The following is a 22,830-nucleotide window of genomic DNA, read 5'->3' as shown; positions in this document are numbered from 1 at the left end:
GAATAACTGCCCGCCAGACGGCGGGGTTAGAGTCGGCTTGCCAAAACAATTACAACAACTCTCTCTGGGAGACCGCTGATGACAGCTTTGCAGCGCCTGTGGGATCAGCTCGAGGAAATCGCCGTGGCGTTTCTTCTCGCGGCGATGACCCTGGTCACCTTCTCGTACGTGGTATTCAACAATCTCTACGGGCTGTTCTACGCCCTGGGTGATTCCCTGCCGTTCGCCAACGATGCGATGTTCAGCATTGGCGACGGCATTCTTTATGTTGCCCAGGAAATGACCTGGAGCGTGGCCCTGACCAAGGCCATGTTCGGTTGGCTGATCTTCGTCGGCCTGGCCTGGGGCGTGCGCATCGGTGCGCACATCGGCGTCGACCTGTTGGTGCGCCTGTTCAAGCCTGCCCTGCAGAAGGCCGTGGCGATTCTGGCGCTGGTCATCTGCCTGGCCTATTGCGCGCTGATGGCCTACTCCAGCGAGCAGTGGGTCGCGGTGCTGTACAACATCGGCACCGGTGCCGAGGATCTGGATCGCTTCGGCGTCCAGCAGTGGCACATCGTGATGATCGTGCCGATTGGCTTCTCTCTCATGTTCCTGCGTTTCGCCCAGGTGTTGGTGCGGGTGATTCAGGACAAGCAGATTGGTTTTGGTGGTCACGGCGAAGTCGAAGACGCCATCAAACTCGCCGAAGAGACGGAGGCTAAACGATGACCATCGCATTTCTGTTCGTCGCCCTGTTCGCGCTGATGTTCATCGGCATTCCGGTGGCGATTTCCCTGGGCTTGTCCGGGGCCATGACCATCCTGTTCTTCAGCAACGACTCGGTGCGTTCGCTGGCGATCAAGCTGTTCGAGACCAGCGAGCACTACACGCTGCTGGCGATTCCATTCTTTCTGTTGTCTGGCGCGTTCATGACCAGCGGCGGCGTGGCCCGTCGGCTGATCGACTTCGCCAACGCCTGCGTCGGCCACATCAAGGGTGGCCTGGCCATCGCCGCGATCCTGGCGTGCATGCTGTTCGCTGCGCTGAGCGGCTCGTCGCCGGCCACGGTGGCGGCGGTCGGTTCGATCGTCATCGCCGGCATGGTGCGCTCGGGCTACAAGAAGGAGTTCGCCGCCGGTATCGTCTGTAACGCCGGTACCCTGGGCATCCTGATTCCGCCGTCGATCGTCATGGTGGTCTACGCCACGGCGACCGAGACTTCGGTGGGCAAGCTGTTCATGGCCGGTGTGGTGCCGGGCCTGCTGCTGGGCGTGTTCCTGATGATCACCATCTACATCATCGCCCGGGTGAAGAACATGCCGTCGCTGCCGCGCGCGTCGATGGCCGAGATCCTCACTGCCGGGCGCAAGGCCGGTTGGGGGCTGGCGCTGATCGTGATCATCCTCGGCGGTATCTACTCGGGCATGTTCACGCCGACCGAAGCCGCTGCGGTGGCTGCGGTGTATGCGGCCTTCGTGGCGATCTTCATCTACAAGGACATGACCGTTCGCGAGTGCCCGAAGGTGTTCGTCGAGGCCGGCAAGCTGAGCGTGGTGCTGATGTTCATCATCGCCAACGCCATGCTGTTCGCCCACGTACTGACCACCGAACAGATCCCGCAGTCGATCACCGCCTGGGTCGTCGACCAGGGCTTCAGCCCGATCGAGTTCCTGATCGTGGTGAACATCGTGCTGCTGGTCGCCGGTACCTTCATGGAGCCGTCGGCGATCATCCTGATCCTGGCGCCGATCCTGTTCCCGATCGCCATGCAGTTGGGCATCGACCCGATCCACCTGGGCATCATCATGGTGGTGAACATGGAGATCGGCCTGATCACGCCGCCCACGGGCCTGAACCTGTTCGTCACCTCGGCGGTCACCGGCATGCCGCTGACCCGCGTGGTGCGCGCGGTATCGCCGTGGCTGCTGGTGATGCTGGCGTTCCTGATCCTGGTCACCTACGTACCGTTCATTTCGCTGGGCTTGCCGAACTTCCTGGGCATGAACTAAGAGTTCACTGCGCAAGGCGCTTCCTGCTCGGCAGGAGGCCCCGCTCTTTTCCTCGACCCGGCCTTCGTGCCGGGTTTTTTATGCGTCAACGAGCACTCGGTGGCGTCTCCAGGGCCTTGAACAACGCCGGTGCAGGCATCGGCCTGGCGAACAGGTAGCCTTGCAGGAACTGCACGCCGCGCTGGCTCAGGTACTCGCTCTGTTCAGCGGTTTCTACCCCCTCGGCGACCAGGCCGAGCTCCAGGCGTACCGCTAGGTCGAGAATGTTGTCGAGGATATGCCGTGACAGGGCGTCGGAGCCGATCATGGAGACGAAGCTGCGGTCGATCTTCAGGTAGTCGACGCGAAATTCGCGCAGGTAGGCGAGGCTCGAGTGGCCGGTGCCGAAGTCATCGATGGCGATGCGCACACCCAGCTCGCGCAGTTCGGCGAACAGCTGTTCAGTCACCGCAGTAGGCGTGATCATCTGGCGCTCGGTGAGCTCCAGTACTAGGTTGATGCGCCCGGCCGGGAAGGCCGCCAGAAAGTTACGACACTCTTCCAGTAACTGCAGGTTCTGGCAGTGCGCCGCGGTGATGTTGATGCCGATATGAAAGCCAACGGGCAATTCTTCCGCTCGGCTGGCGAAGTCTTCGCGCACCTGGCTTATCAGGGCGCTGGTCATGGGCACGATCAGCCCAACGCGTTCGGCCAGGGGAATGAATTGATCCGGTGGCACCAGGCCTTCTCTGGGATGCTGCCAGCGCATCAGCACTTCCACGCCATCCCAGCTGCCGTTGCGAGCGTCCACCAGTGGCTGGTAGTAGGGGATGAATTCACCCGCCTCCAGAGCGCGCTGCAGCTCGCCGCTGGGCGAGGCCGAGCGCAGGCTGAAGCGATAGGTTGCGGTGCCGGCCAGTGCGCCCAGCATCAGGAACAACAGGAGCTGCGGCAGATAGTGTTCACGCATGTACTGCAGCGAGACGCCGGTGGGGTAGCTGGCGAGTACCTTGAATGGATAGCGTGATGATGTGGTGCTGAAGGGATAGTCGGTGTACTGCGCTACTGCCGCCTGGCTGACGGCACCGTCGGCAGTCATCCAGTTCGCGCCGACCGATAATTGCAGCGGTACATCCTGACCGTTGATCTGCAGGAGGTTGTTCAGGTGCTGGCCGTCGATGCCGATGAGTACGCCATCATTGCCGTTGTGCTGCCGGTAGACCAATACCGCGCGCTCTGGCGTGACGCTATTGCCCGCCATCAAGCGCAGGCGTCCATCGCTGTATGCGGCGGGTTCTTCGGCGATGTCGTACGGCCCCATCAGTGAGGTGCAGAATATGACGCCGTCATGCACCAGATTCACCGAGCGGGCGAAGGCGCTGGCGGTCACCTGATGACGGAGTTGCGGTTCCGCTTCAGCGCAGGTGCGATCCGCGAGTTCGATTACCGCATCGGCAGCTTGAGCGGCACTGTCGAGCATGACCTCCAGCTGCGCCTGGGCATCCATCGCGCTCTTCTCTGCACTATTCGCCAGTAGCGTCGCGGCCTGCCAGTACATCAGCGGGACGCCGAGCAGCAGCGGTAGCACCGCCACGCCCAGCGAGGTGCTCAGACGCTGAGTGCGTCCGCGAGAGCGAAGGGTGGAGAAGGGCATGGCGATCCTTGATCCGGGGTGCTTTCGCAAGCTTAGCGAAAGTTGTACGACAAGAATGTCCGCTGCGTCTCGAATTGTTTGCGCAGGTCTGTCATCTGATGTCTTGGCGATCATGCGCCAGCCTGGCGTACGGGTTGCGACCAAGGTCTAGCGGCGGTAAGACCATGGTCGAATGGTTGTGAAGGGGGGGGATGGTTACAAATGTGCTTATAGAAGAACAACATCAATAACCGAGGTGAATCAATGAGCGCTGCGTCCCTGTATCCCGTGAGCCCCGAGGTGGCGGCCAATTCGTTGACCGACGAAGCCACCTACAAAGCCATGTACCAGCAGTCCGTGATCAACCCGGACGGCTTCTGGCGTGAGCAGGCTCAGCGTCTCGACTGGATCAAGCCTTTCACCAAGGTCAAGCAGACCTCGTTCGACGACCACCATGTCGATATCAAGTGGTTCGCCGACGGCACCCTCAACGTTTCCTACAATTGCCTGGATCGCCACCTGGAAGAGCGTGGCGATGCGATCGCGATCATCTGGGAAGGTGACGACCCGTCCGAGCACAAGGAAATCACTTACCGCGAACTGCACGAACAAGTGTGCAAATTCGCCAACGCCCTGCGTGGCCAGGATGTGCATCGCGGCGACGTGGTGACCATCTACATGCCGATGATCCCGGAAGCCGTAGTGGCCATGCTGGCGTGCGCCCGTATTGGCGCGATCCACTCCGTGGTGTTCGGTGGTTTCTCTCCGGATGCCTTGGCCGGTCGCATCATCGACTGCGCCTCCAAAGTGGTCATCACTGCGGATGAGGGCCTGCGCGGCGGCAAGAAAATCCCACTGAAAGCCAACGTCGACGACGCCCTGACCAACCCTGAAACGCGCAGCATCCAGAAGGTCATCGTGGTCAAGCGCACAGGCTCCGAGATCAAGTGGAACCAGTACCGCGACATCTGGTTCGAGGACCTGATGAAGGTTGCCGGCAGTGTCTGTGCGCCGAAGGAAATGGGCGCCGAGGAAGCGCTGTTCATCCTCTATACCTCCGGTTCTACCGGCAAGCCCAAAGGCGTTTTGCACACCACCGGTGGTTACCTGTTGTACGCCGCGCTGACCCATGAGCGGGTGTTCGATTACAAACCGGGCGAGATCTACTGGTGCACCGCCGACGTCGGTTGGGTCACTGGCCACAGCTACATCGTCTATGGCCCGCTGGCCAACGGCGCGACCACGCTGCTGTTCGAAGGCATCCCCAATTACCCGGACGTGACCCGCGTGTCGAAAATCATCGACAAGCACAAGGTCAACATCCTCTACACCGCGCCGACCGCGATTCGCGCCATGATGGCCCAGGGCACGGCCGCCGTCGAAGGTGCCGATGGCTCCAGCCTGCGCCTGCTCGGTTCGGTGGGCGAGCCGATCAACCCGGAAGCCTGGAACTGGTATTACGAAAAAGTCGGCCAGTCGCGCTGCCCGATCGTCGACACCTGGTGGCAGACCGAAACCGGTGGTTTCATGATCACCCCGCTGCCGGGCGCCACGGCACTCAAACCGGGTTCGGCGACCCGCCCGTTCTTCGGCGTGGTGCCAGCGCTGGTGGACAACCTGGGCAACCTGATCGAGGGCGCTGCCGAAGGCAACCTGGTGATTCTCGATTCCTGGCCGGGCCAGTCGCGCAGCCTGTACGGCGACCATGATCGTTTCGTTGATACCTACTTCAAGACCTTCAAGGGCATGTACTTCACCGGTGACGGCGCGCGTCGTGACGAGGACGGCTACTGGTGGATCACCGGTCGTGTGGACGACGTGCTGAACGTTTCCGGCCACCGCATGGGCACCGCAGAAGTGGAAAGCGCCATGGTCGCCCACCCGAAAGTCGCCGAAGCGGCAGTGGTTGGCGTACCGCACGACATCAAGGGGCAGGGCATCTACGTCTACGTGACCCTGAACCAGGGGCAGGAGCCGTCCGAGCAACTGCGCCAGGAGCTCAAGGCCTGGGTACGCAAGGAAATTGGCCCGATCGCCACGCCGGATGTAATCCAGTGGGCGCCGGGGCTGCCGAAGACTCGCTCGGGCAAGATCATGCGCCGTATCCTGCGCAAGATCGCCACGGCCGAGTACGACACTCTCGGTGATATCTCCACCCTGTCTGATCCAGGTGTGGTTCAGCAACTGATCGACACCCATAAGACGATGCAGACTGCCTGCGCCTGATTGGGTCGAAGGCTGAACGCAAACGCCCCATGCTGCTAAAGGCTGCGTGGGGCGTTTGCGTTTCAGCGTGGCGTGCGTTTAGGCACGATAACGCTGAATTGGCTATTTCTTGTTCTGTCAAGATGCTTGCGCCGTACCCCTCGGGCTTCTGTAATTAGTTGTCGCATCTGGGAAATATCGCCTGCCGCGCTATCGCTAGAATGCCGCACTTCCGTGCGACGCCCGCAGCCCTGCGCTACGCTGGCGACGTCACTTCTCCATGGCCCGGGTAACCCGCCTACGGCCAGCGAAACCCTATCCCTGTCAGGAGTTTCTCCATGAAAAAGATCGCACTGCTCGGCGCGTTGGCACTATCCCTGCTCTCGCCGCTGACCATGGCCCAGGAGGCCAAGGCGCTGCGTATCGGTATCGAAGCGGCTTACCCGCCGTTCGCCTACAAGACTCCCGACGGCAATATCACCGGTTTCGACTACGACATCGGTGTTGCCCTGTGTGAAGAGATGAAGGTCGAGTGCAAGTGGATCGAGCAGGAGTTCGACGGCCTGATCCCGGCACTGAAGGTCCGCAAGTTCGACGCGGTGCTGTCGTCGATGTCCATCACCGAAGAGCGTAAGCGCGCCGTGGATTTCACCGGCAAGTACTACGCCACGCCCGCCAAGCTGGCGATGAAGAGCGGTGCAGTACTGAACGACGTGGCCACCGACCTCAAGGGCAAGAAGATCGGCGTACAGCGTTCGTCCGTGTATGACCGTTACGCCACCGACGTTTTCGGTCCGGCTGGTGCCGAGATCGTGCGTTACAGCTCACAGAACGAAGTGTTCCTGGATCTCAGCGCCGGCCGCCTGGATGGCACCATCGCCGACTCGGTGAACATTGAAGACGGCTTCCTCAAGACCGACGCCGGCAAGGGCTTCGCCTTCGTGGGCCCGGATTTCACCGAAGAAAAATACTTCGGTGAAGGCCAGGGCATCGCCGTGCGCAAGGGTGACAAGGCGCTGGCCGAGAAGGTCAGCGCGGCGATCCTGGCGATCCGCGAGAACGGCACCTACAAGGCCGTTCAGGACAAGTACTTCAGCTTCGACGTCTACGGCAAGTAAGACCACGCTCTGCTGCGCGCGGGCCTGCGGTGTTTAAGCAGGCTCCAGCTCGCGAGGTCGTGATTTCTTGTTGACGAGTGGCACACGCTGACGGTTATTGGCGTGTGCCACTTTTGCGTTGCATTTCCGGCGCCCGATGGCGCGCCCATGAGGTAAGCGGATGCTCAACGGCTACGGCTCGTCCATTCTCGATGGCGCCTGGCTCACCCTGATCCTGGCCCTGACCTCGATGGCGGTGGCCATCGTGCTCGGCCTGCTCGGCGCGGCCTTTCGCCTGTCGCCGGTGCGCTGGCTGGCGGTGCTCGGTGAGACCTATTCGACGGTGATCCGCGGCATTCCCGATCTGGTGCTGATTCTGCTGATCTTCTACGGCGGCCAGGATCTGGTGAACCGGCTGATGCCGATGCTCGGCTATGACGAGTACATCGATATCAACCCCTTCGTCGCCGGTGTGTTCACCATGGGCTTCATCTTCGGCGCCTACCTGTCGGAGACCTTCCGCGGCGCCTTCATGGCGATTCCCAAGGGACAGGCGGAGGCGGGCGCGGCTTATGGGATGAGCGGCCTGCAGGTGTTCCTGCGCATTCTGGTGCCGCAGATGATCCGTTTCGCGATTCCCGGTTTCACCAACAACTGGCTGGTGCTGACCAAGGCTACGGCGCTGATTTCGGTGGTTGGCCTGCAGGACATGATGTTCAAGGCCAAGAGCGCGGCTGACGCCACACGCGAGCCCTTCACCTTCTACCTGGCGGTGGCCGGCCTGTATCTGCTGATCACCAGTGTCTCGTTGCTGGCCCTGCGTTATCTGGAAAAACGCTACTCGGTCGGCACCAAGGCCGCCGAACTGTGAGGGGCGCACGATGATCTTCGATTACACCGTGATCTGGGACAGCCTGCCGCTGTATCTCGGCGGCGTGCTGGTCACCCTCAAGCTGCTGGCCATTGCGCTGTTCTTCGGTTTGCTGGCTGCCGTGCCGCTAGCGCTGATGCGTACCTCGCGTTCGCTCTGGATCAATGGCCCGGCCTGGCTCTACACCTACGTAATCCGCGGTACGCCGATGCTGGTGCAACTGTTTCTGGTCTACTACGGCCTGGCCCAGTTCGAAGCGGTGCGTGAAAGCGTGTTGTGGCCGTACCTGTCCAACGCGACTTTCTGCGCTTGCCTGGCTTTTGCCATCAATACCAGCGCGTACAGTGCCGAGATTCTCGCTGGCAGCCTCAAGACCACGCCCCATGGTGAGATCGAGGCGGCCAAGGCGATGGGTATGTCGCGGGTCAAGTTGTACCGACGCATCCTGTTGCCCTCGGCGCTGCGCCGCGCGCTGCCGCAGTACAGCAACGAAGTGATCATGATGCTGCACACCACCAGTCTGGCGTCCATAGTCACCCTGATCGACATCACCGGTGCGGCGCGTACGGTCAGTTCCCAGTATTACCTGCCGTTCGAGGCTTTCATCACCGCCGGCCTGTTCTACCTGTGCCTGACCTTCATTCTGGTGCGCCTGTTCAAGCTGGCCGAGCGCCGCTGGCTGGCCTACCTGGCGCCGCGGCGCAGCTGACTGGCCGTTTTTACGAAGCAGCGGCACGACATCGGATTCAAGAGAGTGGAAAGCATGTACAAGCTCGAAGTGAAGGATCTGCACAAGCGCTACGGCAGCCACGAGGTGCTCAAGGGCGTGTCGCTGGCTGCCAAGGCCGGCGACGTGATCAGCATCATCGGCTCCAGTGGCTCCGGCAAGAGCACCTTCCTGCGTTGCATCAACTTGCTCGAGCAGCCTCACGCCGGGCAGATCCTGCTCAATGGCGAAGCGCTCAAACTGGTGCCCGGCAAGGACGGCGCCCTGCGCGCCGCCGATGACAAGCAGTTGCAGCGCCTGCGCTCGCGTTTGGCCATGGTGTTTCAGCACTTCAACCTGTGGTCGCACATGAACGTGCTGGAAAACGTCATGGAGGCGCCGGTACACGTGTTGGGCATGAGCAAGGCCGAGGCCCGCGAGAAGGCCGAGCACTACCTGCACAAGGTTGGCGTGGCGCATCGCAAGGACGCCTATCCGGCGCACATGTCCGGTGGCGAGCAGCAGCGCGTGGCGATTGCCCGTGCGCTGGCGATGGAGCCGGAAGTCATGCTGTTCGACGAGCCCACCTCGGCGCTTGACCCGGAGCTGGTCGGCGATGTGTTGAAGGTGATGCGTGATCTGGCCAGCGAGGGGCGTACCATGGTGGTTGTCACCCACGAAATGGGCTTTGCCCGCGAAGTCTCCAACGGGTTGCTGTTCCTGCATCAGGGCGTGGTGGAAGAGCAGGGCGACCCGCGTGAGGTGCTCGCCAATCCGCAATCTCAACGTCTGCAACAGTTCCTCAGCGGTAGTCTCAAGTAGTTGGGGTTATCATCCCTGCACGCCTCAACCTTTCACTGCCTTCAGAGTCCGACCTGCCCATCATGACTGCCCACCGAATCGGCTTCCTGCTTTGGCCTTCCACCAAGCCTTTGACTCTGGCGCTGGCGGAAGAGGCCCTGAGCGTCGCTCAGCGCGTCCATCCGGAAGTGGTTTACGAGGTGTCGTTCCTGCAGGCCGAAGAGCCTGTCGAGGGCGCCTGGCGCCTACCGGGCAGTCCTTGGGTCGGCAATTTGGACGGTTATCGCAAGTTGTTCCTGCTTGCCGATGAGCCGCCGGCTGCCGTAGCACCGGCGTTAGCTGCAGCCCTCAAACAAGTGGCGCGCAATGGCTGCTGTATCGGCGCAGTGTCCGCGGGTGTTTATGCGCTTGCGCAACTCGGCTTGCTCGACGGTTATCGGGCGTCGGTGCACTGGCGTTGGCAGGATGATTTTTCCGAGCGCTTTCCCAAGGTGATTGCCACCAGCCATCTGTTCGACTGGGATCGTGATCGCCTCACCGCCTGCGGCGGCATGGCTGTGATGGACATGCTGCTGGCCCTGCTGGCCCGTGATCACGGTGCCGAGCTGGCCGGTGCGGTGTCTGAAGAGCTGGTGGTCGAGCGCATCCGTGAGGGCGGGGAGCGTCAGCGCATTCCGTTGCAGAACCGCCTTGGCTCCAGCCACCCCAAGCTCACCCAGGCGGTGCTGCTGATGGAGGCCAATATCGAGGAGCCGCTGACCACCGACGAAATTGCCCAGCATGTGTGCGTGTCGCGTCGGCAGCTCGAGCGCATCTTCAAGCAGTACCTCAATCGCGTACCCAGCCAGTATTACCTGGAGCTGCGCCTGAACAAGGCGCGGCAACTGCTGATGCAGACCAGCAAATCGATCATTCAGATTGGCTTGTCTTGCGGTTTCTCCTCGGGGCCGCATTTCTCCAGCGCCTACCGCAACTTCTTCGGCGCCACGCCGCGGGAAGACCGCAACCAGCGGCGCAGCAACAGTCCCTTCGAACTGACGTCGGCCCCCGCTGAACGCGGCTGATGATTGCCGGTGGACGGGGCTTTCCTCGTCTAACGGCATCGGTCAGCGGGTAGGGTGGACCGGGGCGCGTAGCCGGCGCTTTTTCCGTCCACCACTAGGCTGACGGCCGGCGCGGATCAGTGGCTCCAGATCATCCCGATCAGCAGGTAGCACAGCGTGGTTATCAGGATCACGCTGAAGATATTGATCACAAAGCCGGCCTTGATCATTGACTGAATACGCATTAGCCCGGTGCCGAACACCAGCGCGTTGGGTGGCGTGGCCACGGGCATCATGAAGGCGCAACTGGCGGCGATGGTTGCCGGGATGGTCAACAGCTCCACCGGAATGCCCTGAGACACCGCCAGTGCACCGACCAGAGGAATGAACGCCGCTGCCGTGGCGGTGTTAGAAGTGACCTCGGTGAGCACGTTGATGGTCAGTGTCACAGCGCCGATGATCAGGAACAGATGCAAGGTACCGACCACCTGCAGGCTCTCGCCAATCCATTTCGCCAACCCGGTTGAAGTGATTGCGCCGGCCAGCGACAGGCCACCACCGAACAGCAGCAGGATGCCCCAGGGCACCTTGTTGGCGGTTTCCCAGTCCATCAGAAATACACGCTTGTCGCCGTCACGTTTGCCGGGAATCAGGAACAGGCTGAGGGCTGCGACCATGGCGATCAGGGTGTCATCGACCGCACTGACGACATTGGATATCAGCGGCTGAGTGACCCAGGCCAGCGCGGCCAGGCCGAATACCAGGGCAATACGCTTTTCGCCGGTCGTCCAGGCACCGAGCTTGCCCAGTTCCTCCTTGAGCAGCGGTTGGCTGTCGCCTTCCAGTTTGAAGCCGCCACGGGTCAGCCACCACCAGACGAACAGCAGCATGCAGGTGGCGACCGGGACGCCGACCATCATCCACTGGCCGAAGCCAACATGTACGTCATGGTGCTCGCGCAGGTAGGCCGCCAGCAGCGCATTGGGTGGCGTGCCGATCAGCGTGGAAATGCCGCCGATGCTGGCGGCGTAAGCGATACCCAGCAGCAGGGCGGTGGCGAAGCGCTCGTGTTCGGCCTCATCGCCTTTCTGGGTGAGCATGGTGATCACCGACAGACCGATAGGCAGCATCATGATCGCCGTGGCGGTGTTGCTCACGCCCATGCCGATCAGCGCGGTGGCGAGCATGAACCCGCCAATTTGCCGAGCAGGCTGGTTGCCAACTGCGATCAGGGTATTGAGCGCGATGCGTTTGTGCAGCTCCCAGCGCTGCATGCACAGGCCGAGCAGAAAACCGCCGAGAAACAGGAAGATTACCGGGTTGGCGTAGGGGCCAGTGGCTTCCTGCGGCGTACCAATGCCGAGTAGCGGAATCATCGGTATGGGCAGTAGGGCGGTGGCCGGGATGGGAATTGCCTCGGTAGCCCACCAGGTGGCCATCAGGCCGATGAGGCCGGCGGTCAGCCAGGCTTCCTGGCTCAGGTCGGCGGGCGGCTCGCTGACGATACAGGCCAGCAGTAATAGTGGCCCGAGAAACAGGCCGATACGTGCGGCTATGATCGCGCCGTGGGTTTGTTTTTTCTCGCTCATTATTTTGTTCTCGTTCCATCTGCACGGTGTTGGGCTTCGAGTCCGTGAGGCGTTGGAAGGTCAAGCGCAGCTGTTTCAGCAGGTTTCCCGGTGCATTGTCAGGCGCAGGGCGGCAGCGCCATGATCGGCAGGGCGATAAACACCACGGCGATGGCGGCAATCAGATTGCCGCCGGCCGAGACGCTTGCCACGAACCGCTCGCGATCACTGCGGTCGGGCTGCCGCGCTGCCTTCTGGAACAGACGCGCCAGGGCCAGCAGCAGGAGGGTGGTGAGCAGCGACAGAGCGACCAGGGCCAGGTTCAGCCAGGTCCAGGGGCCGTCCTCGAGCGGCGGTGGTGCGACCGAGCAGCCGACGCCCTGGCCGCCGTAGAGCGCGACGAACCAGAGGCTCCAGATGCTCAGGCCGGTGACGATGTGAATCGGGTTATAGACCGAGCGCAGGCTTTGCATCACGCACCTCCGAATGCGGGTGGGAACAGGGCGATGGCGAAGTAGCTCGTCCACAGCACACCGAGGCTGTAGTTCCAGAACTGCGCCACCACCAGCGGTTCGTAAGGCGACTCGGCGCTGACGTAGCCGATGCGTACGCGCAGTGCCTGCAAGGCGCTGAGCGTGCCGGCCAGCAGGGCATGGCCAAAGCTGTAGGCGAGCATCACGAAGATCACCGCATCATGGGCACGAACGGTGGGCTGCAGCGCCTCGCTGAGCAGGGCCCAGAGCAGCAGCGCGGCCTGTATCAGGCCTATCACGGCAAGGCCGATCTGGCAGGCTAGCAGGCCACGGTCGTCTCTCTGGCGCAGGCGGGCAAGCACCCGTCGGTGCCAGGGCGTGGCCACGGTCAATAGCAGAGCGCTGGCGAACAGCAACCAGTGATTGAAAACTGGCGCATCCGGCACCAGCCAGTTCGGCGCCACCGTCCACAGGTAGAACCAGCCAAACAGCAGTGACAGGTACAACGCACCGTTGGACAGCAGGGTCACGCCCATGCCCCAAAGGCCCGGCCCGTCGCAGGTTCGCGAGTGCAGCGGCGGTTCGCCAGGCTGGGTCTTGGCATCCGGCGCCGCCTTGGGGTGGGCACCGTTCTCCCAGCTCCAGCGCAGCAGCACCACGATCGAGGCGAAACAGGCTACCAGTGCCAGGATGTAGGTTTTGGTCAGCAGGCTCAAACACACCACGGCGATGCAGCAGGCGGCAATGAACGGCAGCCAGCTGTTGCCAGGCAGGTGGATGATTTCCCTGACTTCGCCGGTCAGCGGATCGACGCCCCAGGTTTCACGACGGCCGTGGTCGATCACCGTCAGGTCATGTTCACCACGGGCCATGCTGTCGCCCAGATCCGGGTCACGCCACAGCGGATGGCGGTCGGTGACCTTGGCCAAGCTGACGAAATTGTACGGGTTGGGCGGCAGGCTGGTGGCCCACTCCATGGTGTCGGCCTGCCAGGGATTCTTGCCCGCGGGTTTGCCATAGCGGTAGTGCAGGATCAGATCCAGCAGCAGGGTGGCGATACCGATCACCATGATGAAGCTGCCGATCGACGAGATCAGGTTGGGCATGTCCCAGCCCAGGCCCGTGTCATAGGTGTAGACGCGCCTCGGCATGCCCAGCAGGCCGGTCCAGTGCATGATCAGGAAGGTCATGTTGAAGCCGATGAACACCAGCCAGAATCCCCACTTGCCCAGGCGTTCGGAAGCCATGCGCCCGGAGAAGTGCGGCAGCCAGTAATACAGCCCGGCGATCAGCGGAAAGAGCATGCCGCCGATCAGCACGTAGTGGAAATGCGCGACCACGAAGTGGGTGTCATGCACCTGCCAGTCGAATGGCACCAGGGCCAGCATCACGCCGGTCAGCCCGCCACACACGAAGGTGATCAGAAAGCCCATCAGCCACAGCATCGGCACGTTGTAGCGCGGTTTGCCGAGCCACAGCGTGGCCAGCCAGGCGAAGACCTGAATCGCCGTGGGTATCGCCACCAGCATGCTCGCCGCGGAAAAGAACGCCTGGGCCAGCTGCGGGATGCCCACCGTGAACATGTGGTGCACCCAAAGACCGAAGCTGATGAAGCCGGTGGTCAGCACGCCCAGCACCACAGCGCGATAGCCCACCAGCGGGCGACCGCAGAACACCGGCAGCAGCGTCGAGACGATGCCGGCGGCCGGCAGGAAGATGATGTACACCTCGGGGTGGCCGAACAGCCAGAACAGGTGCTGCCAGAGCAGCGGGTCACCGCCACGCGCTACTTCGAAGAACGGCAGTCCGGCGGCACGTTCCAGCTCCAGCAGGATGCTGCCGAGAATCAGCGGCGGGAAGCCGATGACGATCATCATCGCCATGGTCAGGATGTACCAGGCGTAGATCGGCATCCGGTTCAGCGCCATACCTTCGGCGCGGGTACGCAGGATCGACACCACCAGCTCGACACCGGCCGACACTGCGGAGATCTCCACGAAGGTGATACCCAGCAGCCAGAAGTCGGCGTTGATCCCCGGTGAATGCGCAGCGCTGGACAGCGGCGTGTACATGAACCAGCCCGCGTTGGGCGCCACGCCGAGCAGCAGGCTGGAACAGATGATCAGGCCGCCGAACAGATAGCACCAGTAGCCCAGGGCCGAGAGCCGTGGAAAGACCAGATCCCTTGCGCCGAGCATCTTCGGAATCAGGTACACCGCCAGGCCTTCCATCATCGGCACGGCGAACAGGAACATCATCACCGTGCCGTGCATGGTGAACACCTGGTTGTACATTTCCGCGCCCATGAAGGCGTTGCCCGGCAGCGCCAGTTGGGTGCGGATCAGCATCGCCAGCAGGATGCCGAAGATGAAGAAGCCCAGGCCGGTGACCATGAAGCGCAGGCCCAGGGTGGTGTGGTTGACGATGGTCAGCGCACGCCAGCCCCGCGGGTTGCCCCAGACCTCGTTGAACTGGTCGTGCAGGGCATCGGTGTCTTCGCCGCGTTGTGTTTCGCGCGTTTCACTCATGGTTCGAGGCCCTCCAGCCAGGTGGCGATGGCCTGCAGGTGCTCGGCATCGAGATCGTCGGTCAGCGGCATGCCGGTGCCCGGCTTCAGGCGCCCGTGCTCCTGCAGCCAGGTCAGGATGGCACCGGGCTCGTTGGGCATTACGCCGCCGCCCAGGTTGCGGCGGCTGGCCAGGTCGGTGAGATCCGGTGCGCGGTTGCCCGCGCTGACGCCCGCTACGGTGTGGCACATGCCGCAGTGAGCCAGGAATGTATCGGCGGCCGGGCCTTGCAGCGCCTCGACCTGTGGCTCGCGGCGGGCGTCGATCCAGGCGGCGAAGTCTTCGTCGCTGTGGGCCTGTACATCGAGAATCATGTGGCTGTGCTGAGTGCCGCAGAACTCCGTGCACTGGCCACGAAAGGTGCCGGGCGCATCTGCTTGCAGGCGGATGCGGTTCTCGCGGCCGGGGATCATGTCGATCTTGCCGCCCAGGCGCGGTACCCAGAAGGAATGGATCACGTCGGCGCTGCTGACGGTGATGTCCACCGGCCGACCTGCGGGGAGATGCAGCTGGTTGGCGGTCACCACGCCGCTGTCCGGGTAGCGCACCTCCCACCACCACTGGTGGCCAATCACGTGAATCTGCAACGGCTGCTCACCGAGAATGGGCAACTGCATCATGCGCTGGCCCACGGGAATGCCGAACGCCAGTAGCACGGTAACGGTGACCGTCGGCAGCACGATGCCGCCGCCGATCAGCCAGCGACGCTGGATGCGCCGGGCATCCTCGGCCGAATATTCGCGCGGCTTGCGCCATACCGCGTAGATCCACAGCGCGCTGACCACCACCAGTACCAGGCTGAAGAAGCCGCACATGGCCCACCACAGCAGGGCGATGTCGCGCGCTACCGGGCCGGCCGGGGCCAGAATTGATTGGTCACCACTGCAGGCAGAGATAATCGGAACTGCTGAGGCCAGCGCGGTCAACTTGAGTAGAGCCGGGTAAATGCGGCCATCTTTCAGACCGACAGGGAGGCCGCCATGGCTGAGCAACAAGAGTCCATCATCAGTCGCGCGGCCATCGCCGGGCACCCGCTGCACCCGATGATGATCCACTTCCCGGTCGCCGCCTTGCTGGGTTTGGTGGCCACCGATTTCGCCTACTTCTGGACCACCGATCAGTTCTGGGCGCGAGCCAGTTTGTGGTTGGCCGGCGTCGGCGCCGCAGGCGGCTGGATCGCCAGCATCGCCGGGATGATTGACCTGCTGACCGTGAAACGCATTCGCCAGAAGATCAGCGCCTGGTGCCACGCCATCATCGCCGTGATGATGCTGTCCCTGGCCTCGCTGAACTGGATGGTGCGCTACCGGCACGGTGACGAGGGCTTCGAAATGTGGGCTTTCTACCTGTCGCTGTTCACCGCAGGGCTGATTGCGATCGCCGCGTACCTGGGTGGGCGACTGGTCTACGAGCAGGCCGTAGGTGTCGATGTCGATTGAATCCGGCTTTAGCCCGCCTGCATTCATGGGGGGATGACTCCTCATTCAGAAGGGTTTGGCCAGTACCAGCCACAGGGTGGTGGCGATCATGCTCAGCGTTATGCCACCGAGTGCTGCGCAGGCGACGGTCAGGCCTGGTCGTGGGTGGCGCTCGCAGAGCAGGATGAGCATCCCGCACAGCGCGTGACAGATGACCATCACCGCCACGGTGGAGAGCTTGGCCACCAGCCAGATGCCGAAAGTACCGTCACGCAGGAACAGCGCCGTGCCGCTGCCGATGGCGATGAGCGCCGCTGGAGTGGCGACCAGATTGAAGATCGTGCGGTTGAGTTCGGGGTGACCTGGGCGCTCGACCGTATGCGCCTTGCGGCAGCTGGCCGCGATCAGCGCAGGCAGGTAGAGCAGGGCGCCGCACCAGACGATCAGCGCGGTGAAATGCAGCAGTTTCAGCAGTGGCATCGGTGCCCTCCATAGCCAGTCGTCCCGGGTCAGTCCGTGTGACCCCCCTTCGAGAAACAGGGTTCGACCTTTCCGCCGAGCGCCTCGCAGGGTTGCAGGCGTTTCTTGCCTTGGGCTGTGACCCCCAGCACCCCTGGCCTGTAGCGCAGCGGTTGGGCGCGAAAGTGGTTTGTGGACGAGGATTGGCGCGCTCCCGTTGTGTCACTGAATGTGTGGGTATTGCTGTCCGAGGCGACAGCGTGTGACTCGCTGACCGGCGCGTCGACAGGGCAGGCGTGGTAAACTGATCACCTCTTCGCAGCCCCTGACGGCTGCGCACTGCCGCTCACGTGGCAGCCATGAATAGCTGGCCCCAGGGCCGGGAGATGGGCTCCATGAACACGACGCAGTTGGTCGATCCCTTCGGCCGGCGCATTACCTACCTGCGACTCTCGGTGACCGATCGCTGCGATTTTCGCTGCACCTACTGCATGAGCGAAGACATGGTCTTCGCCCCGCGTGCGCAGATCCTCACCCTGGAGGAGCTGTACACCGTGGCCGATGCGTTCATCGGGCTGGGTGTCAAACGCATCCGCATCACGGGCGGCGAGCCCTTGGTGCGCAAAAATCTGCTCAGCCTGTTGCGCCGCCTTGGCGAGCGCCCGGAGCTTGAGGATCTATCGATCACTACCAATGGTTCGCAGCTTTCGCACATGGCGGGCGACTTGCGTGCGGCCGGCGTCACCCGCCTCAACGTCAGCCTCGACTCCCTGCAGCGTGAGCGCTTCGCCGGCTTCACTCGCCGCGACATGCTCGATCAGGTGCTGGCCGGCATCGACGCCGCGGTGGCCGCGGGCTTCAAGCGCATCAAGCTGAACAGCGTGGTGCAGACCGGGCGCAACGATGACGAAGTGCTTGGCCTGGTCGAGTACGCCATGGCCCGCGGCCTGGACATCAGCTTCATCGAAGAGATGCCCCTGGGCAGCGTGGTCAGCCATCAGCGTGAGCAGACCTTCTGCTCCAGCGAGGTGGTGCGCGAGCGCATCGAGGAGCGTTATTCGCTGGTGCGCAGTAGCCATGTCACCGGCGGCCCGTCGCGTTACTGGCAGGTCAGCGGCAGCGACACCCGGGTCGGCTTCATCTCGCCGCACAGCAACAATTTCTGCGGCGATTGCAACCGCGTGCGGGTCACCGCCGAGGGCAAACTGGTGCTCTGCCTCGGGCATGACAATGCCCTGGATCTGCGCACCTTGATGCGCGCCCACCCCGGCAACAGCGAGCGGCTGCGCGACGCGCTGCTCGAGGCCCTGCAGCTCAAGCCTGAACGCCACCACTTCGAGACCGATGAGCAGGTGCAAGTGATTCGTTTCATGAGCATGACCGGCGGCTGAGAACCTGCCCTCCAGACGAGCGGTTCGCGCCCAGGCCGCACGGGCCTTTGCCTGCAGCTGCTCGATGCCAGTCGATGCACCCCGCCGGAAATTGCCCTGAACCTCCGCAACGAGCGCTCACTCCACTTAAGGGAGCGGCCCATACAGGGCTAATTTCTGAAGCTACGAGGAGATTCAAAGTGGATAACAAAGACGTTATTTCGGTACTGAACGACCTGATCGAAACCAGCAAAGATGGTGAGAAGGGCTTCAGCGAGTGTGCCGAGGACGTGAAAGAGCCGCGTCTCAAAAGCTTCTTCACCCAGCGTTCGCACGACTGCGCAACTGCCGCTGCCGAACTGCAACAACTGGTACGTGGCCTGGGCGGTGATCCGGAAACCAGTTCGAGCGTGGCGGGTGCCCTGCACCGTGGCTGGGTCGACCTGAAGTCGCTGGTCACTGGCAAGAGCGAAGAAGCCATCCTCAACGAGTGCGAGCGCGGCGAAGACGTGGCGCTGAAGAACTACCGCGAAGCGCTGGAGAAAGACCTGCCGGCCAACGTGCGCAGCGTTCTGGAAAAACAGCTGCAAGGTGTGCAGCGCAACCACGATCAGGTCAAGTCGTTGCGTGATGCCGCACGCGCCAGCTGATCTGCAATCGTTGAAAGAAGGATGCCCCCGGGCATCCTTTTTTATGCCCGCCATTCCGGCGACCTGATCGAAAGTGCTCAGCGACTCAGCAGCGCCGCGCTTCCTGCTGCCCCGAACAACCCGGCACTGACTCGGTTGAACCACACCTGACCCTGGCCGCTGCGCAAATAACGGGCTGCCCCTCGTGCACTCAGGGCGTAGAACAGTTTGCAGGCCAGATCCAGGGTCGCCCAGGTGGCGATCAACACCAGCAACTGATCGAACAGCGGCTGCGATGCGCTGATGAACTGCGGCAGAAAGGCAGCAAAGAACAGGATGTCCTTCGGGTTGCTGGCGCCCAGGCCGAAAGCTTTCCAGAACATCCCGCGGGTCGATGGCGCTATCGGTACGCTGTCATCGCGTACCGGCTGAGCCGCCTCTCTGGAAGCCCGCCAGCTGTGCCAGGCGAGATAGAAAAGGTACAGCGCGCCGACGATCTTCAGCAGGCTGAATACCTGTTCCGATGCCAGCAGCAGGGCACCCAGCCCGAGCGATGAAGCACTCAGCAGGCAGATGGATGCCAGTAAGCCACCGGTGATGGACGGCACTGAACGGCGCAGGCCGTGATTGAGGCTATTGCTGACCATCAGCAGTGACAGCGGGCCAGGAATGATGATCACCAGCAGGGCGGCGCCGCTGAACAGCAGCCAGGTTTCCAAAGGCATTGTCGGTCTCGGCAAGTCAGGCCGGATGTTCCGGCGCTTGCAGGAAACAGTACCTCAGCCAGGTGGCGCTCGACAGGTACAGCTAGCAGCACAGTGGCGACCAATGTGTTCATCGAGAATAGTTCTTAATGACGCTGGCCTGAGCCTTTGTTACGCTATATTTCCGTTTTTCCCGCTGCTGGCGTTCATCGCCTGCTCCATCGCGCAGTAAAAGGTTTCTCCCCCCCATGAAAATCCCCGCGCCTCTCGTCCGTCTCACGGCCGCTCTCTGCCTGCTGCTCAGCGCCGCTGCGCATGCCACCGACTATCCGCTCACCGTGACCGATCTCGCCGGCCGTCAAGTGACCATCGAGCACGAGCCCCAGCGCATCGTGCTGCAGGACGGCCGCGACCTGTTCAGCCTGGCATTGCTCGACCGTGAAGATCCCTTCAAGCGCATCGCGGTGTGGAACAACATCATCAAGCGATCCGATCCCAACACCTGGCAGGTTTTTCAGAAGCAATGGCCGAAGAGTTCCGGGCAAGCCGTGGACATGCAGTTCGGTGACGACGGTGACATGAACCTGGAAGCCGTGGTCGCCGGCAAGCCCGATCTGCTGGTGTTCCAGCTGCGCGCACGCAAATCCCTTGAAGGCGCGGGTGTCGAACGCAAACTCTCGGCGCTGAAAATTCCGGTGATCTACATCGACAGCGATTTGGATCCGGTCACCAATAGCCAGCGCAGCGTGGCGCTGCTCGGCAAGGTGCTCGACCGTGAAGCCCGTGCCACCGAGTATCTGGATTTCTACAAAGCGCGGCTGGCGCTGGTTGATCGCCTGATCACCGAGCAGGGCAAGCGCCCGCTGGTGTTCGTCGAAGCCAAGGCCGGGCAGGGCGGCGCCACCAGTTGCTGCTTCACCCATGGCGACGTGTACTGGGGCAAGCTGGTACAGGCCGCTGGCGGCGACAACCTGGGTAGCCAATTGCTGCCGGGTGCCACCGGTGACGTGACATTGGAAACGGTGATCAGCAAGAAGCCCGACGTCTACGTGATGAGCGGCACCCAGTTCCCGGGCAACACCTCGATCTCGCCACCGTTCGGCTTCGGCCCTACGGTCGATCAGGCCGCCATCGACAGTTCCCTGCAGCGTCTGCTGCAGCGTCCGGGCATGGCCCAGTTGCAGGCCACCCAGCAAAACCGCGTGTACGGCGTCTACCACCAGTTTTACGCCAGCAGCTGGAACATCCTGTCCGTCGAGTACCTGGCCCAGGCTTTCTATCCGCAGGCTGCCGAACGGCTCGACCCGGCGGCGAGCACCCGCACCTTGCTGGGCATGACTGGCCTTGGCGAAGTGCCGGCGATCCTCTTCGGTCAGGCGCCTGCCGGTGAGTGATTCTGCCGTGGGCGAGCTGGCTGCCGACGGTTATCAGCAGCGTTATGCCAAGGCAGTCTGGCAGCGCAGCCTGCTGCTCGTGGGCCTGTTGCTGGTGGCGCTGGTCGCCTTCATCGCCGATCTGGTGGTGGGTTCGGGCACGCTGAGTTTCGCCGATGCGGTGCAAGGCCTGTTCACTCCGGATCGAGTGGACGCCTCCACGCGGGTCATTCTCTGGGAACTGCGCATGCCGATGACGCTGATGGCGGTGCTGGCCGGCACCTGCCTGGCGCTGGCTGGGCTGATCATGCAGACGGTGCTCGACAACCCGCTGGCCGAGCCCTTCACCCTGGGCATTTCTTCGGCTGCCGGTTTTGGTGCGGCGCTGGCGCTGACCTTCAACCTGTCCCTGGCGCAATGGCTGCCGGGTTTCGGTGCCGAGATGGTGGTGACGGCCAACGCCTTCCTGTTCTCGTTGCTCACCGTTGGCGTGATCCTGCTACTGACCCGCGGGCAGATCGGCCTGCAGGCGATCACTCTGCTGGGTATTGCGGTGCATTTCGTGTTCAGCTCGCTGCTTGGTCTGGTGCAGTACGTATCCAGCGTCGATCAGTTGCAGAGCATCGTGTTCTGGCTGATGGGCTCTTTGCTGCACGTGACCTGGAGCAAGGTCGCGTTGTGCGCTGCCATCGCGCTGGTGGCGTTACCGCTGGTGCTGATGCAGGCGTGGGCACTGACTGCCTTGCGTAGCTTCGGCGAGCAGGCGGTGGTGTTCGGGATTCGCGTTAAACGCGTGCGCACCCTGATGCTGGTGCTGGCGGCGCTACTGGCTGGTGCCGTGACCTCGGTGGTCGGCATCATCGGTTTCGTCGGCCTGGTCGCTCCCCATGTGGCGCGCTTGCTGGTCGGCGAGGATCAGCGCTTCACCATCGGCGTGACGCTGGCCTGCGGCATCATCTTCGTCACCCTGGCGTCCTTGGCGAGCAAGCTGATCGTGCCTGGCGCCGTGCTGCCGATCGGCATGGTTACCTCGCTGATCGGCCTGCCGTTTTTCATCATTCTGATCTTGCGTGACCGGAGGCTGACGTCCCGATGAGTTTTGTCAGTCAGGATTACCGTGTTTCCCTTGGCGGCCGGCCGATCATCCACGACTTCGCCGTACGTGCCGAAGCGGGCCGTACCCTGGCCCTGCTCGGGGCCAACGGTGCGGGCAAGTCGACGTTCATGAAAGGCCTGTGCGGTCTGCTGCGTGCCGAAGGCTCGGCGACCATTGATGGCACGCAACTGATCGGTCTGGAGCCGGCGCTGCGGGCGCGGCTGATCGGTTACGTGGCCCAGGATCTGACCCATCTCGACGTGCGCCTGTCCACCTACGAGCTGCTGCTTCTGGCTCAGCACGGCGGTGCACGCGGCTGGGCCACCCAGCGGGACAGCCAGCGACGGGCCAGTGAAGTGCTCGAGCTGCTGGGCCTGCAACGTTTCGCCGAGCAGCAGCCGGGGCAGTTATCGGGTGGCGAGCGGCAGATGATCTCCCTGGCCCTGGCCTTGGTGCGTCGCCCGCGCCTGCTGCTGCTCGACGAACCGACCTCGGCGCTGGATCTGGCCAACCAGTTGCACATGCTCGACGCGGTGAGCGCCTATACCCGCCGCGAAGGCATCGTCACCCTGGCGATCTTCCACGACATGAACCTGGCCAGCCGCTACGCCGACGATGCACTGATGATCCGCGACGGCCGTGTACACGGCTGCGGCACCACCGAAGAAATGCTCACCCCGGCGCATTTGGCGGCCGTGTATGGCGTCGATTGCCGAACCCTGAGCGTGGACGACGGCGCCTTCACCGCCATCTACCCGGTATCGGTGATCGGCGCGTAGTCCTTCCCAGGATTACGTCACTGCCCCGTAGGAGCCGGCTTGCCGGCGATTGGTGGCCATGCTGCTGA

General features: G+C 62.7%; 21 protein-coding genes. 14 read left to right on the top strand and 7 right to left on the bottom strand.

The window, feature by feature from the left end:
- Positions 1-78: 78 nt before the first annotated feature.
- Both K5Q02_RS18605 and dctM read left to right on the top strand, forming a co-directional pair.
- Complete coding sequence (locus tag K5Q02_RS18605; RefSeq protein WP_225833008.1) at positions 79-711, top strand: TRAP transporter small permease; 633 nt, start codon at positions 79-81, stop codon at positions 709-711.
- Positions 708-1,991 carry a C4-dicarboxylate TRAP transporter large permease protein DctM gene (gene dctM, locus K5Q02_RS18600; protein ID WP_225833006.1) on the top strand — a complete coding sequence of 428 codons (1,284 nt, stop codon included), beginning with the start codon at positions 708-710 and terminating at the stop codon, positions 1,989-1,991. Before K5Q02_RS18605 ends, dctM begins: the two co-directional genes overlap by 4 nt.
- Positions 1,992-2,076: 85 nt before the next feature.
- Here dctM and K5Q02_RS18595 read toward each other — a convergent pair whose 3' ends face one another.
- Positions 2,077-3,624 carry an EAL domain-containing protein gene (locus tag K5Q02_RS18595; RefSeq protein WP_225833004.1) on the bottom strand — a complete coding sequence of 516 codons (1,548 nt, stop codon included), beginning with the start codon at positions 3,622-3,624 and terminating at the stop codon, positions 2,077-2,079.
- A gap of 243 nt (positions 3,625-3,867) precedes the next feature.
- Here K5Q02_RS18595 and acs point away from each other — a divergent pair, with 243 nt between their 5' ends.
- From acs to argR, 6 genes are all read left to right on the top strand, one after another.
- The gene (acs, locus tag K5Q02_RS18590) at positions 3,868-5,829 is read left to right on the top strand and encodes an acetate--CoA ligase (protein ID WP_225833002.1); all 1,962 of its coding nucleotides are present in this window, start codon (positions 3,868-3,870) and stop codon (positions 5,827-5,829) included.
- A 317-nt stretch (positions 5,830-6,146) separates the two neighbouring features.
- Positions 6,147-6,926: an ABC transporter substrate-binding protein gene (locus K5Q02_RS18585; RefSeq protein ID WP_225833000.1), complete on the top strand. Its 780-nt coding sequence runs from the start codon at positions 6,147-6,149 to the stop codon at positions 6,924-6,926.
- A gap of 160 nt (positions 6,927-7,086) precedes the next feature.
- On the top strand, positions 7,087-7,776 hold the full coding sequence (locus tag K5Q02_RS18580; protein WP_225832998.1) for an ABC transporter permease: 690 nt from the start codon (positions 7,087-7,089) through the stop codon (positions 7,774-7,776).
- Between the two features lie 10 nt (positions 7,777-7,786).
- Positions 7,787-8,485 carry an ABC transporter permease gene (locus K5Q02_RS18575; protein ID WP_225832996.1) on the top strand — a complete coding sequence of 233 codons (699 nt, stop codon included), beginning with the start codon at positions 7,787-7,789 and terminating at the stop codon, positions 8,483-8,485.
- Positions 8,486-8,539: 54 nt separating this feature from the next.
- Complete coding sequence (locus tag K5Q02_RS18570; RefSeq protein ID WP_225832993.1) at positions 8,540-9,304, top strand: ABC transporter ATP-binding protein; 765 nt, start codon at positions 8,540-8,542, stop codon at positions 9,302-9,304.
- 62 nt (positions 9,305-9,366) lie between these two features.
- A complete protein-coding gene (argR, locus tag K5Q02_RS18565) occupies positions 9,367-10,347 on the top strand; it encodes a transcriptional regulator ArgR (protein WP_225832990.1) in 981 nt (326 codons plus the stop codon).
- 116 nt (positions 10,348-10,463) lie between these two features.
- Here the strand turns inward: argR and K5Q02_RS18560 are convergent, their stop codons facing one another.
- The 4 genes from K5Q02_RS18560 to coxB all read right to left on the bottom strand — a co-directional run bounded on the left by K5Q02_RS18560 (position 10,464) and on the right by coxB (position 15,749).
- Positions 10,464-11,915 carry an SLC13 family permease gene (locus tag K5Q02_RS18560; protein WP_225832988.1) on the bottom strand — a complete coding sequence of 484 codons (1,452 nt, stop codon included), beginning with the start codon at positions 11,913-11,915 and terminating at the stop codon, positions 10,464-10,466.
- A gap of 98 nt (positions 11,916-12,013) precedes the next feature.
- On the bottom strand, positions 12,014-12,367 hold the full coding sequence (locus tag K5Q02_RS18555; RefSeq protein ID WP_225832986.1) for a hypothetical protein: 354 nt from the start codon (positions 12,365-12,367) through the stop codon (positions 12,014-12,016).
- Positions 12,367-14,895: a cytochrome c oxidase subunit I gene (ctaD, locus tag K5Q02_RS18550; protein ID WP_225832983.1), complete on the bottom strand. Its 2,529-nt coding sequence runs from the start codon at positions 14,893-14,895 to the stop codon at positions 12,367-12,369. The genes K5Q02_RS18555 and ctaD overlap by 1 nt, the downstream gene beginning before the upstream one ends.
- Entirely contained in the window at positions 14,892-15,749 is an 858-nt protein-coding gene (gene coxB, locus K5Q02_RS18545; protein ID WP_230411039.1) for a cytochrome c oxidase subunit II, read from the bottom strand. Before coxB ends, ctaD begins: the two co-directional genes overlap by 4 nt.
- A 165-nt stretch (positions 15,750-15,914) precedes the next feature.
- On the opposite strand from coxB, the gene K5Q02_RS18540 reads away from it, so the two are divergent.
- Positions 15,915-16,373 carry a DUF2231 domain-containing protein gene (locus K5Q02_RS18540; protein WP_225832981.1) on the top strand — a complete coding sequence of 153 codons (459 nt, stop codon included), beginning with the start codon at positions 15,915-15,917 and terminating at the stop codon, positions 16,371-16,373.
- A 45-nt stretch (positions 16,374-16,418) separates the two neighbouring features.
- Here K5Q02_RS18540 and K5Q02_RS18535 read toward each other — a convergent pair whose 3' ends face one another.
- Entirely contained in the window at positions 16,419-16,832 is a 414-nt protein-coding gene (locus tag K5Q02_RS18535) for a CopD family protein (RefSeq protein WP_225832979.1), read from the bottom strand.
- Between the two features lie 374 nt (positions 16,833-17,206).
- Here K5Q02_RS18535 and moaA point away from each other — a divergent pair, with 374 nt between their 5' ends.
- On the top strand, positions 17,207-18,202 hold the full coding sequence (gene moaA / locus K5Q02_RS18530; protein ID WP_042553208.1) for a GTP 3',8-cyclase MoaA: 996 nt from the start codon (positions 17,207-17,209) through the stop codon (positions 18,200-18,202).
- A gap of 179 nt (positions 18,203-18,381) precedes the next feature.
- A complete protein-coding gene (locus tag K5Q02_RS18525; RefSeq protein WP_225832976.1) occupies positions 18,382-18,831 on the top strand; it encodes a PA2169 family four-helix-bundle protein in 450 nt (149 codons plus the stop codon).
- Between the two features lie 77 nt (positions 18,832-18,908).
- On the opposite strand, the gene K5Q02_RS18520 is transcribed toward K5Q02_RS18525, so the two are convergent.
- The gene (locus K5Q02_RS18520; protein ID WP_225832973.1) at positions 18,909-19,535 is read right to left on the bottom strand and encodes a LysE family translocator; all 627 of its coding nucleotides are present in this window, start codon (positions 19,533-19,535) and stop codon (positions 18,909-18,911) included.
- Positions 19,536-19,762: 227 nt separating this feature from the next.
- On the opposite strand from K5Q02_RS18520, the gene K5Q02_RS18515 reads away from it, so the two are divergent.
- The 3 genes from K5Q02_RS18515 to K5Q02_RS18505 are packed head-to-tail and all read left to right on the top strand — an operon-like array spanning position 19,763 to position 22,762.
- Complete coding sequence (locus K5Q02_RS18515; RefSeq protein WP_225832971.1) at positions 19,763-20,908, top strand: ABC transporter substrate-binding protein; 1,146 nt, start codon at positions 19,763-19,765, stop codon at positions 20,906-20,908.
- Positions 20,901-21,983, top strand: a complete 1,083-nt coding sequence (locus K5Q02_RS18510; RefSeq protein ID WP_225832967.1) for a FecCD family ABC transporter permease — start codon at positions 20,901-20,903, stop codon at positions 21,981-21,983. The genes K5Q02_RS18515 and K5Q02_RS18510 overlap by 8 nt, the downstream gene beginning before the upstream one ends.
- Positions 21,980-22,762: an ABC transporter ATP-binding protein gene (locus K5Q02_RS18505; RefSeq protein ID WP_225832963.1), complete on the top strand. Its 783-nt coding sequence runs from the start codon at positions 21,980-21,982 to the stop codon at positions 22,760-22,762. The genes K5Q02_RS18510 and K5Q02_RS18505 overlap by 4 nt, the downstream gene beginning before the upstream one ends.
- Positions 22,763-22,830 lie beyond the last annotated feature (68 nt).

It is taken from the genome of Pseudomonas sp. MM211, assembly GCF_020386635.1.
Taxonomy (GTDB): Bacteria; Pseudomonadota; Gammaproteobacteria; order Pseudomonadales; family Pseudomonadaceae; genus Aquipseudomonas.
Note: the sequence above shows the minus strand (reverse complement) of the source record. Positions and strands in the feature narration are given on the sequence as shown.